Annotated in this window: 9 protein-coding genes; 6 read left to right on the top strand and 3 right to left on the bottom strand. The window is 58.9% G+C overall.

Features of this window, described 5'->3' with window-relative positions; all coding sequences use genetic code 11:
• Positions 1 to 42: 42 nt before the first annotated feature.
• A complete protein-coding gene (locus O9K64_RS18445) occupies positions 43 to 918 on the bottom strand; it encodes a (Fe-S)-binding protein (RefSeq protein ID WP_275099574.1) in 876 nt (291 codons plus the stop codon).
• A 228-nt stretch (positions 919 to 1146) separates the two neighbouring features.
• On the opposite strand from O9K64_RS18445, the gene O9K64_RS18440 reads away from it, so the two are divergent.
• Positions 1147 to 2097, top strand: coding sequence for a LysR family transcriptional regulator (locus O9K64_RS18440; RefSeq protein ID WP_275099573.1), 951 nt, complete (start codon positions 1147 to 1149; stop codon positions 2095 to 2097).
• Positions 2098 to 2485: 388 nt separating this feature from the next.
• Entirely contained in the window at positions 2486 to 2695 is a 210-nt protein-coding gene (locus O9K64_RS18435; RefSeq protein ID WP_029132379.1) for a cold-shock protein, read from the top strand.
• Positions 2696 to 2872: 177 nt separating this feature from the next.
• Here O9K64_RS18435 and O9K64_RS18430 read toward each other — a convergent pair whose 3' ends face one another.
• Entirely contained in the window at positions 2873 to 3994 is a 1122-nt protein-coding gene (locus tag O9K64_RS18430) for a ChaN family lipoprotein (protein WP_275099572.1), read from the bottom strand.
• A gap of 440 nt (positions 3995 to 4434) precedes the next feature.
• Here O9K64_RS18430 and O9K64_RS18425 point away from each other — a divergent pair, with 440 nt between their 5' ends.
• Complete coding sequence (locus O9K64_RS18425) at positions 4435 to 6486, top strand: M1 family metallopeptidase (RefSeq protein ID WP_275099571.1); 2052 nt, start codon at positions 4435 to 4437, stop codon at positions 6484 to 6486.
• A gap of 280 nt (positions 6487 to 6766) precedes the next feature.
• Here the strand turns inward: O9K64_RS18425 and dinB are convergent, their stop codons facing one another.
• Positions 6767 to 7957: a DNA polymerase IV gene (gene dinB / locus O9K64_RS18420; RefSeq protein ID WP_275099570.1), complete on the bottom strand. Its 1191-nt coding sequence runs from the start codon at positions 7955 to 7957 to the stop codon at positions 6767 to 6769.
• A gap of 543 nt (positions 7958 to 8500) precedes the next feature.
• On the opposite strand from dinB, the gene O9K64_RS18415 reads away from it, so the two are divergent.
• From O9K64_RS18415 to O9K64_RS18405, 3 genes are all read left to right on the top strand, one after another.
• A complete protein-coding gene (locus O9K64_RS18415) occupies positions 8501 to 8992 on the top strand; it encodes a MarR family winged helix-turn-helix transcriptional regulator (RefSeq protein ID WP_275099569.1) in 492 nt (163 codons plus the stop codon).
• 434 nt (positions 8993 to 9426) lie between these two features.
• Entirely contained in the window at positions 9427 to 10383 is a 957-nt protein-coding gene (locus O9K64_RS18410; protein ID WP_275099568.1) for an MBL fold metallo-hydrolase, read from the top strand.
• A 66-nt stretch (positions 10384 to 10449) separates the two neighbouring features.
• The gene (locus O9K64_RS18405) at positions 10450 to 12120 is read left to right on the top strand and encodes an FAD-dependent oxidoreductase (protein WP_275099567.1); all 1671 of its coding nucleotides are present in this window, start codon (positions 10450 to 10452) and stop codon (positions 12118 to 12120) included.
• Positions 12121 to 12123: the final 3 nt, after the last annotated feature.

Raw genomic sequence — 12123 nt, 5'->3', positions numbered from 1 at the left:
GGATCGCCATCGCTGTAGGCAGCCCAACAGATGAAACCTTCACTACCCTATGGGCAGCATCTCTTTGCGGATAATCTTCTTGGCGTCTTTACCCACTTGATAACCGCCCTGCTTGTCAAACCAGACGATGGCGCCCGTCGGACAGCGCTCAATCGCCACCTTGGATGCCAGATCGTTTTTGCGGTAATCGACCACCGCCAGGTTATTTCTGATGTCGATCAGCCCTTCCGGCGAATCCACTGCACAACGTTCGCAAGCGGTGCAGATCACCTCGCACTGGCTCTCCGCCTCTTCGCCCTTTTCCAGGTTTTTGCAGGCAACGAACAACTGTTCGTTGACCGAGTGAAGTTCAAACAAATCCTTGGGGCAGACCTCGACACAATCATTACAGGCGGTGCAACGATCTTCGTTCACCACCGGCAGACCGTATTTATTCATGCTGATGGCATCGAAATCGCAGACGACGGCGCAATCACCCATCCCCAGACACCCCCAGGAGCAGCCCTTCCCGCCACCGGAAACCAGCGCGGCGGCACGACAGGAACTCATGCCGGCATAGCTGGCGCGGATGAAAGCGACATGGCTACCACCGGCACAGGCGAGCCGTGCAACACGCTTCTCCTGCGCACCCAGGTCCACACCCAGGTAGTTGGCGATCAGCTCATTGGTCTCTTTGGCATTGACAGTACACTGGGCGGGTTCATAAGTGCCGTCAATCAAACCTTCGGCGAATGGACGACACCCGGGACTGCCGCAGGCACCGCAATTGGCGCGGGGCAGGAGATCTTCCACATCATCGATACGGGGGTCTTCGTAGACAAACAGGCGCTTATTGGCCAGCACCAGGATGGAGGCGAGTATGGAGCCGAGTACGGCCATAAAACCAACGGAAAGGGCTATGCTGGTGATATCGGTCATTTATTCGGCCCCCAAGCAGACAACAATTCATCGCCGTATAAAATTATGACTGTTTCAAGTTATACCATTTTTTTCCCTTTATATTCATCACGTTAAATCCATTTCACTTGAAACCATCGCGCTCATTATCGCAAGTGCAGCAAAGTGTAGAGGAAATTGTGGTATTTGACAGGCCAATTATTTCAATGCTTACTATTAACTTCAGCAATATAGTAACCAGAGAGCACCATGGCATCACCCGCGCCGATCTACTACAAACAGAACAGACTCAAGCAATTACGCGCTTTTTGCCACGCCGCCAGGACAGGTAGCATCAGCGAAGCCGCCGACAAGGTTTTTCTCAGTCAGCCGACAGTCTCGCTGCAGATTCAGGCACTTGAACGGGAACTGGAAACCGTGCTGTTCGAGCGCCGCGGTCCCAAGATCCGCCTCACCCCGGAAGGAAAAATCCTGTTCAAACTCTCGCAGCCGCTGGTTGAGGGGATGGACAAGCTGCATGAGACCTTCATTGCCCAGCAGGGGCTACTGGAGGCCGGTGATCTGAATATTGCGGCAGGTGAGTCCACCATCCTGTATGTATTGCCTGAACCGCTGAAGCAGTTCATGGAGCAGCACCCAAAGATCCGGGTCAAGCTGCACAATGTGACCGGTGGGCGTGACGGGTTGTCCCGATTACGGGCCGACGAGGCAGATTTTGCCGTCGGCTCGATGCTGGATGTGCCGGATGACATTATCTACAAACCGCTGGTCACCTACTCTCCGGAACTGATCGTCCCCATAGGGCATCCCCTGGCGAAGAAACAGACTGTTACGCTGAAGGACATCGCGCCCTATGGCCTGATACTCCCGCCACCCAGTCTGACCACCTGGCGCATGGTGGATCTGGTATTCCGCCAGCATGAACTCAAGTTCAAGACCGGTCTGGAAGCCGGCGGCTGGGAAGTGATCAAAAAATATGTCGAGCTCGGTATGGGCATCTCCATTGTCACCGACGTCTGCCTGACTGGTGAAGAGAAATTGGTAAAAATCCCACTGAACGAATATTTTCCCAAACGCACTTACGGCATCGTGCTGCGCCGCGGCAAATACCTCTCCCCTCAGGCGAAACGGTTTATTGACATGATGGAGGCCTGTTATGAGGATACCGGGGATGACGAAACCATCGCCAATGCCCTCTGAACAGACACACTCATTCACCGCGTAAGCATTTGTAAATAAATGACATTATCAATCCAATACCACCTGACCCCAGGGGTCGTCGCGAGGTGCTCCGCTGTCTATATTTTGTTCTTGACTAGTGAACAAACCCCGTGGAGAATGAAGTGAGTTAACACAGGTTTCTGAATCTGATATTGAACGATAAACCTGTCAGCGTAGAGTTCAGACTCGTACTTGACACTGGTTATCGGGTAGATGGAAAAGGATCCCACTGGTTATTGGTATTTTTTTTCATCTATCTGACTGGATAGATGGACGCGTAATAATACACCGGCAACATGTTAAGTAGGGCCAGTGTTTTTTGTAATGCCGATATATTTGGCACTGTTATATATAGTACGAGGGTTATATGTCTGATTTAGTTACCGGTGTCGTTAAATGGTTTAACGATGACAAGGGATTTGGTTTCATTGAGCGCGAAGGCGGTTCTGATGTTTTCGTTCACTTCCGTGCAATCAATGGCACTGGTCGTCGCACGTTGGCCGAAGGTCAGAAGGTCACCTTTGAAGTGACCCAAGGTCAAAAAGGTCCCCAGGCTGAAAACGTAACCATCGTCTAAGCTACCCGGCATAAGAAAAAGGTTCAATTCACCGGGAGCGCGCCCTGCGCTTCCGGTGAGTGCTTTGAGTAAACCGCTGTTTCTGGACGCTGTCGTTCCCAGAGGGCGCCCGTGGTCCGCAGGAATTGGCGTCGATTCTCCAACCCCGCGTCGCCGTGCCCGGTCGACCAGATTGGGTTATTGCCCCAGGATCAGATCCACGTCCAACCTTTGGTCTTCGAACAGTAGCCGTCGTCGCAGCAGTGTCAGCCTGACACCATCCCCCGGATTTTTCCCGAGTAGTTCAATCCGCAGGTCGGTGGGTGAGGCAACCCTCGTCCCATCAAGGGCGAGGATGATATCGTCAGGTTTCACCCCGCCCCGCTCCGCCGCACTCGCCTTGACCACCTCGCTGACCAGCACGCCCTGTTCCGACCGCTCCATGAACACCCCGATGACCGCCGCCGGTGGCAACTTGGCCGCTTGAGGAAACACTACAAAATCGGCGATACCCGGTTCGATATTGAGGCCACCGCCGGGTAGCACAATGGCCGATGTCACCTGCTGACGCCGCTTTACCCGATTTGGTATACCCGAGCTATGCATCAGGTGTCCACTGCCGGCCAGGATCACCAACTGTTTGCGCGGGTGCTCCTCCAGAAAGGATGCCGCCCGCTCGGCCATACCCTCATCCCACAGCAGCTGCACCTGCAGGAAGCGTTCAAAACTCCTGCTCGTCTCCTCGCCGTGCTGAGCGAATATCTTTTTCAGGCGCTCTGTATAGGCCTGGTCCGAATAATCGATATCCGCCGGAATCTGATCCCGTTCCTGTTCACTGAGCGACTCCATGCCCTCGCGTGAAACTCGTCCGGTGATCTCTCGCGAGATATTAAGGGCGATCACGGGAATGCCTTTTTCCCGGGCAAATTTCAGGATTGGCTGGTAATAGCGATAATCGTAGACCCAGCGCTCATACCACTCGGTCTTACGCAGCATCTCCGCTTCGGTTATTTTTCCTGCGATGTAGTCATCCAGGTAGGGCTGATAGGGCTGCTGGAACATCTCCATGCCGATCGCCAAATCGGCACCGGTCGCATGCAGTGCCTCGATGACGGCCAGTTGGGCTTTGTGGTGTGCATACTCATCATGCGTCTCCCCGACATAGACCACGCGTCGAGTCGTCAGGACGGGCGTCAATACCTCCATACCGTGGATTTGCTGCAGATCCAGCACAGCGGCAACTACCGGCCGGGTCTCCGCCGCTTCCGTTGCTTGTCGATCCGAAGGATTGGCGTGCCCACTGGCGTCACGATGAGTCATCACGGTATTTCCACAGGCGACCAAAAACAGCGCAGAGAAGAGCAGAGGAAGAAACAGGGGGTATCGTGTTATAACCATAACCGGCTCTCTAAGGGCTCGCGAAAGAATAAGTTCCTGTATTCGGTCGTTCCTGGGTCACGCTGGCCGTGTTACGCTTTTTGGCAAGGGAACGGCCATTGCCTGCAAAGCGTGCCTTGCCAGCGTGGCCCAGGAACGCCCTCGGTACTACGAAATTATTCCTTCGCGAGCCCTAAAACTACAAGACATGCGATCTGACAAAAAATACTCAGACTGATTCAACAGAGGAAGACAAATTGCGATTCATACTCCGCATCCAACCCGCCTTTGGAATCCACAGGGGCCATGTTATCAGACGGTTGGCACTCCTTCTGCTGCTTTTCGGTGCAACCCCGGCCTTTTCCATTGACGCAAATCAGCCAGTGCATCATCAACTGCAGGTCGAGATCCAACCCGACCAGGGACGCCTGACTGCCACCGACCAAATCAGCCTGCCCAGTGCGCAACGCGAGGTGGAGTTCCTGCTGCATGCCGACCTGACACCCCGCCTGGTCGACCGGGATGCCCATCTGGCCAGCATGGAGAGGCTGCAAGGCCCGGTGCCGTTGCGACGTTACCGGATTCAGACATCCATCCCCAGAAAGAGCTTTTCGGTCGCTTACCACGGCATCATCAGGCACCCGTTGGCCAGCGGCGGGGAGCGTGGCAGCCCACTTCAATCGACGCCCGGACTCATATCGACAGACGGGGTGTTTCTGGCGGGCAACAGTTACTGGTATCCCCAGATCGGCCACTCAACGGTCAGCTTTCAGTTGCAGATCCAGCTGCCGGAGCGCTGGCGATCGGTCAGCCAGGGAAGCCCGCTCGCCGGCCACAACGGCTGGCAGGAGCTCCAACCCCAGGAGGAGATCTACCTGATCGCCTATCCCTACCATTACTATCAGCAGCCGGGACCGGGACCTCTTGCAGAGGTCTATCTGCAGCGACCCGACCCCGCGCTGGCCGAACGTTACCTGCAGGCCACCGGAAAGTATCTTTCGCTCTATGAAAAGCTGCTGGGCCCCTACCCCTATGGCAAATTCGCCCTGGTGGAGAACTTCTGGGAGAGTGGCTACGGCATGCCCTCCTTTACCCTGCTGGGACCCCGGGTCATCCAGCTCCCCTTTATCATCCACACCTCCTACCCCCATGAAGTGCTGCACAACTGGTGGGGCAATGGCGTCTACGTGGATCCTGCATCGGGCAACTGGAGCGAGGGGCTGACCACCTATCTGGCGGACCATCTGCTCAAGGAGCAACAGGGCGAGGGGGCCGGTTACCGCCGAACCACGCTGCAGAACTACAGCCACTATGTGGCACGCCAGGATGACTTCCCGCTTTCCCGGTTTCGCGGTAATCACGGCCAGATCAGCCAGTCCGTGGGATACGGCAAGACCCTGATGCTGTTTCACATGCTGCGAATGGAGCTGGGCGACCCGCTGTTCCTCCAGGGCCTGCGGCAGTTCTACCGTGATTATCGATTCCGCGCTGCCGGCTTCGACGCATTGCGGGATACCTTTGAAGCGGTCTCGGGGAAAAAGCTCGGGGGTTTTTTCGACCAGTGGCTGACACGGACCGGGGCGCCCATCCTGAAGCTTGTCTCCGCCGAGTCGGCGCTCACTGGCCAGAACTATCGCCTGCGAATCCAGATCGAGCAGACCCAGCCGGATGAGCCCTACCGGCTCAAGGTGCCACTCTTCGTCCATTTCGCGGACACGGAACAGGCGGCCCCCTACCATCTGGAGATGAACGGCCGCGATGCCACACTGGAGATCATCTCGGAGACGCGCCCGCTGAAGGTTAGCGTCGACCCCCTGTTCGACCTGTTCAGGCGACTCGACCCCAGCGAGACCCCCAGCAGCCTGGGGCAACTGTTCGGGGCAAAACGGCTGTATGCGGTTATACCGGACGCCGCCGACGAGGAGCTGCAGCGGGCCTATACGCAGCTGCTCAGGGAGTGGCAACAGCGGCAACCCGGTCTAACCCTGCTCCGGGACAGCGCCATCGAACGGCTGCCGGAGACCGGCCCGGTCTGGATTCTCGGCAAAGACAACCGCTTCGCCCGCCTGTTCGATCAGCGGCGCGACGAACTGGAGCTGAGCGGCAAACCGGGCACCTTTGCCCTGACCCTGACCCTGACCCAACAACAGGCACCCGAACAGACCCTCGGTTACATCACCACGGACAATGCCGCCGCCCTCGCCGGCCTGGCCAGAAAACTACCCCATTACGGCCGCTACAGTTATGCCCTGTTCAGTGGTGACGAACCCGCCATCGGTCAACGGGGCGAGTGGCGCATTGCCGACAGCAGTCTCTCGGTTCAACTCCCGCCGATATCCGCAACCCCATTTCCGGAGATTCCCGATCACCGGCCACTGACTGAGGCAGGCCCTAATTCTACTTTGTCGGATTGGAACTACTTACCCGGTTTGTAAGCGATTGGCCTGCCTTGCCGGCCTCACACGATGGCTTGTTTCCTCGAATCCGGCCCCTTTTTCAGCGCCTGCCCAAACTCGCTTCGCTCAAACAAGGGCAGGCTTGAATCTGAAAAAGGAGCCGGATTCGAGGCGCCATCAAGATCGGCCAACAAGGCAGGCCAATCACCCCGTGAGCATTGGCGAGGAGTGGTACATCCCTGCACCACTCCTCCTGCCGCCGATGGTCTTGGAATCCTCCCACCCGGAAGCTATCCGCAATCCGACAAAGTAGAACTAACTACTTATTCTGTTTACGGGTCGGCACACCCAGTGACAGCTTGCCCTCGCCGAACCGCTCGGCCGCGTTATCCAGCATGGCGTAGAGGCGTCGTTCCCGCTCGCGGCCCGCACCGGAAGCGAACAGATCCAGGGTCTCTCCACTCCCATCGCCCCAGTCGGAGATGCCGATACCGATCAAGCGGATGGGCCGGTCGACAAAGGGTGAACTGATAAACAGCTCCCACGCCAGTTGAAACAGCATGGCATCCGAGTCACTGGCCACCGGCAAGCGGCGCTGCCGGGTATGGGTCTCAAAACCTCCCAGCCGCAGCTTGAGGGTTACCACCCGCCCCATCAACCCCGCCTGGCGCAGGCTGTGGCCCACTTCGGAGGCCAGGCTCCGCAAGGTGCCCCTGAGCCGTTCCCGGTCGGTTATATCCTCATTGAAGGTGGTCTCCTTGGAAATGGACTGCCGGCCGCCCCGCACCCCCACCTGATCAGACCCCAGGCCACGGGCCTGGCGATAGAGGCTGCCGCCCATGTTTTCGCCGAAATAGCTGTTGAGCAGCTCCGCCGGGAGTTCCCGCAACTGCCCCACGGTCCGGATACCCAGGCGCTGCACCGTCTTCAGCGTCTGCGGGCCGACCCCGCGCAGATTGGAGAGGGGCATGGGATTGAGAAATGCCTCCACCTGCGGCGCCGGAATGACGGTTAATCCGTCCGGCTTGTTGTGCTCGGAAGCCAGCTTTGCAATGAGCCGGTTGGGGCCGACACCGACGGAACAACTCAACCCGACCCGTTGCCATATACGCTCCTTGACCAGGCCGGCAATGGCGTGCGGGGAGCCGTACAGCCGCTCCAGACCGGAAATTTCCAGGTAGGCCTCGTCGACCGATACCGGCTCTATCACCGGCGAAATGCTCTCCAGCACCGCCATCACCTGCCGCGACGCCTCCGCGTAGCGTGACATGTCCGGTTTGAGATAGATGGCGTCCGGGCAGCGACGATAGGCCTCGGAGATCGGCATGGCAGAACGGATACCAAACACCCGCGCTTCGTAGGAGCAGGTGGCCACCACGCCGCGGCGGCCCGGCTGAGCCCCGACCACCACGGGCCGGCCGCGGTACTCCGGCCGATCGCGCTGCTCCACAGCGGCGAAGAAGGCGTCCATGTCCACATGCATGATCCACGTGGCGATTTTTCCGGTCATGATCACAGGGTGAGTCAGGTGAATGTATCTCGATCTACGGATTGTAGCCTGCGCGCCCTTCCGGGTAAAAAACTACCCGACTCCTCGGTTAACCGGCCCGCTGCCAGGGCCACGTGATCTAAACACGCAACGGCCTGTGAGAGTGGATCAGCCTGCTTGATTGACGGGTGTCCGCGGCCATGGATGGCCACTGCAAGCCCCCAGGGGTGAGCTGCGCAGCAGCGAACGCCCACCCAGGGACGGGTGGACCGGACTTTCATGCGAAGCAGGATGCGTAGCATGAAAGGGTTTACGGCGTCCCGGCAAACAAGCAGGCGGATCCTCGCCCTGCTCAGCGTTAGAAGACGTCGTCCTGGACCCACTGCAGGAAAAGTGGCTAGATTACACAGAGTTGGCTTACAATGCCGACTCGGTCAGTCCGAACTGACAGGTACCCTGACAAGGATTTTGCGCAGATGGCCTGTCGGCCATATACTCGCGGCAAGTGGAACGCGGAACAGGCGGCCACCCTCGTTAGTATCATCTGTCAAATGGAGCAGCAAGTTGTCTCAGAACAATACAACCAAAACAAACGAAAGCGGGGACGAACCACGGGTCGAGCTTGAGACCTTCATCCCTTACCGCCTGTCGGTATTGAGCAACTTTGTTTCCAGCAGCATCGCTGCTATCTACTCTGAACGATTTAACATCAGCATCATGGAGTGGCGGGTGATCGCCGTGCTCGGCAACTATCAACCCCTCTCGGCAAACGAAATCTGTGAACGCACCAATATGGACAAGGTGCAGGTGAGCCGCGCCGTCTCCAGCCTGACCAAATCCGGCCGGGTGCTGCGCAAAACCGACAAGAAGGATCGACGCAAGTCCCAGCTGAGGCTGGCCGCCAAGGGCATGAAGGTCTACCAGCAGATCGTTCCCCTGGCCCTGGAGCGCGAACGCCAGTTGCTCACCCCCTTCAATGCCCGGGAGATCAAGGAGTTTGACCAGTTGCTGAGCAAGCTCGAGGCACGCGCCCGCGAACTCTGCATCACCAGCTGAACCTCCACAACTTTAGCGGCACAAGTCCATCCCGGGACAAAGCCTCTGCTACAGGCGAGTCGTTTTAACGGTCGCGTGGGCCCACCCGTTCAGCCTTGATCCAGTGACATACTCTCCGCTGTCATTGTGAGAAACACCCGCACTGTTCCCGGCTTTTGCACGGAGTTCATACGCCGAAACAATCTCCCATTACCATCCGCCGACAACGCAATAAGCTGCGTTTATATCCTCCCACAACACCACGCCGAAACCGCCCACCCCGCCCCTCCCTACTATACTTTTCGGCATAGGGAGCACCCCTTATTAACCTACTTATTTCAATGTTGCAATTAGTTACTATTGCAACTATATTTACCGCAAATGACATTTGTCATGAATTACTGTTTCACTGGCAACTAATATTCCACGATCCGGACCGACAGAAGGTATCACCGATGAGCAAGAAATTTGCATCCCATGCGGACGTTGATGAGAAGACGGTTTCATTCGATAAACTGGCCGAGGGCGTGTACGCCTACACCGCCGAGGGCGACCCCAACACCGGTATCATTATCGGTGATGACGGGGTGATGGTGATCGACACCCAGGCGACGCCGGATATGGCCCAGGATGTGATCCGGCGCATCCGCGAGGTCACCGACAAGCCTATCAAATACGTGGTGCTCTCTCACTACCATGCCGTTCGCGTCATGGGCGCCTCCGCCTATCAAGCCGATCATATCATCGCCAGCCAGGCCACCTATGAGCTGATCGCGGAGCGCGGCCAGTTCGATTTCGACTCCGAGGTGGGGCGTTTCCCGCGCCTGTTCCAGGGTGTGGAATCGGTGCCCGGCCTCACTTGGCCGACCCTCACCTTCGAAAGCTCCATGACCCTGTGGATGGGCAAGCGCCGGGTCGAGCTGAAGCATATCGGCCGCGGTCACACCAAGGGCGACATCGTGGTCTGGTTGCCGGAGGAGAAGGTGCTGTTCAGCGGCGACCTGGTGGAGTTCGGCGCCACCCCCTACACCGGCGATGCCTACCTGAGCGACTGGCCCCAGACCCTGGCCAATGTGCGTGCCCTGGGCGCGGAAAAACTGGTACCGGGCCGCGGCGATGCCCTCACCACCCCCGAGACCGTCGATGCCGCCATCAGCGGTACCCAGGAGTTCCTTACCCAGATGTTCGAAAGCGTGAAGCAGGGACGCGCCGCCGGCAAGGAACTAAACCAGATCTACACCGAGACCTACCAGGTGCTGCAGCCGCAGTTCGGCCATTGGGTGATTTTTGATCACTGCCTGCCGTTCGATATCACCCGCGCCTATGACGAGGCGGGCGATTATCCGAACCCGCGCATCTGGACCGCCGAGCGCGACACCGAGATGTGGCACGCCCTGCAGGACGCACTCTGAAGCAGCGCGACCCGACAGCCCCATAGTTAAGGCGCAAAGATGCCACAAAAGGAGGATCGACCACCCATGTTGCAGACCCATCAGAACCCGGTCTATGCATATTCCCACTCGGCCGATCAGGACACCCCCGCCCCGGTGCACCACCCGGTCATCGTGGTGGGGGCCGGCCCGATCGGCATGGCGGCCGGCCTGGATGCCGCCGCCCAGGGCATCCCGGCGGTGATCCTGGACGACAACAACACTGTCAGCATCGGTTCCCGCGCCGTCTGCTACGCCAAGCGTGCCCTGGAGATCCTCGACCGGCTAGGCTGCGGCCAGCGCATGGTGGACAAGGGCATCACCTGGAATCTCGGCAAGGTGTTTTTCCGCGACGATCTGGTCTACACCTTCAACCTGCTGCCGGAGTCGGATCATCACCGGCCCGCCTTCATCAATCTGCAGCAGTACTACCTGGAAGAGTACATGGTCGAGCAGATCCGCCAGACCAAGCACCTGGAACTGCGCTGGAAGAGTCGGGTCACCGCCGTGGCGGAAAAGGACGACCACGTGGAGATCCAGGTGGAAACCCCGGACGGTGCATACCGCCTCACCTGCGACTATCTGATCGTGGCCGATGGCGCCAACAGCGGCATTCGCCGGATGCTGGGGCTGGAGAGCAGCGGCCAGGTGTTCCAGGACCGCTTCCTGATCGCCGATGTGGTGATGGAGACCGATTACCCGCCGGAGCGCTGGTTCTGGTTCGATCCCCCGTTCCATCAGGGTGGCTCCACCCTGCTGCACCGCCAGGCGGACAACGTCTGGCGCATCGACTTCCAGCTTGGCTGGGACGCCGATCCGGAAGAGGAGAAGAAGCCGGAGAACGTCATCCCCCGGCTCAAGGCGATGCTCGGCGAGGAGACCGAATTTGAACTGGAGTGGACCTCGGTCTACACCTTCCAGTGCCGCCGCATGGAGCGGTTCCGCCACGGTCGTCTGTTCTTTGTCGGCGACGCCGCCCACCAGGTCTCGCCGTTCGGTGCCCGCGGTGCCAACAGCGGATTCCAGGACACCGACAACCTGCTGTGGAAGCTGAAACTGGTGCTGGACGGCAGGGCGCCGCAGCGGCTGCTCGACAGCTATGATGCGGAACGGGTGCCGGCGGCCGACGAGAACCTGCTCAACTCCACCCGCAGCACCGACTTTATCACCCCCAAGAGCGCGGTCAGCCGCACGTTTCGCGACGCCACCCTGCTGCTGGCCGAGGAGTACCCGTTTGCCCGCACCCTGGTCAACAGCGGCCGGCTCTCCACGCCGGCGGTGTACCGGGACTCCCCCCTCAACACCCCCGATGAGGAGCGCTTCGATAGCAAGATGGTGCCCGGCGCTCCCAGCACCGACGCGCCGGTCAACGCGGGCGACTGGTTCCTGCGGCTGATCGCCAACAGCCGCTTCAACGGGCTCTATTTCGCCCCCACCGACGGCACCCTGAGCGATCCCGAGCTGACCGCCCTGAGCAGCCTCACCGAGCACGCCGATATCCCGCTGAATATCCTGGTAGCGGGCCTCGAACCGACGGACAACCTGCCGGCCGGCGTCCGCGCGGTGAGCGATACCAAAGGGGTGCTGAGCAAGCGCTTCGACGGCCGGCCCGGCACCTTCTACCTGTTCCGTCCCGACCAGCACGTCGCCGCCCGCTGGCGCAGCCTGGATCGGCAGAAGATTGAAGCGGCCCTGAAACGGGCCACCGCTTGCAGCTGAAGG

Source organism: Sedimenticola hydrogenitrophicus, from assembly GCF_029017505.1.
GTDB lineage: Bacteria > Pseudomonadota > Gammaproteobacteria > Chromatiales > Chromatiaceae > Sedimenticola > Sedimenticola hydrogenitrophicus_A.
This window is presented reverse-complemented; position numbering and strand designations above follow the sequence as displayed.

Coding starts and splice junctions, on each gene's coding strand:
- O9K64_RS18440 (WP_275099573.1), top strand. CDS start 1,147: ATGGCATCACCCGCGCCGATCTACTACAAACAGAACAGACTCAAGCAA.
- O9K64_RS18435 (WP_029132379.1), top strand. CDS start 2,486: ATGTCTGATTTAGTTACCGGTGTCGTTAAATGGTTTAACGATGACAAG.
- dinB (WP_275099570.1), bottom strand. CDS start 7,957: ATGACCGGAAAAATCGCCACGTGGATCATGCATGTGGACATGGACGCC.
- O9K64_RS18445 (WP_275099574.1), bottom strand. CDS start 918: ATGACCGATATCACCAGCATAGCCCTTTCCGTTGGTTTTATGGCCGTA.
- O9K64_RS18405 (WP_275099567.1), top strand. CDS start 10,450: ATGTTGCAGACCCATCAGAACCCGGTCTATGCATATTCCCACTCGGCC.
- O9K64_RS18410 (WP_275099568.1), top strand. CDS start 9,427: ATGAGCAAGAAATTTGCATCCCATGCGGACGTTGATGAGAAGACGGTT.
- O9K64_RS18430 (WP_275099572.1), bottom strand. CDS start 3,994: ATGACTCATCGTGACGCCAGTGGGCACGCCAATCCTTCGGATCGACAA.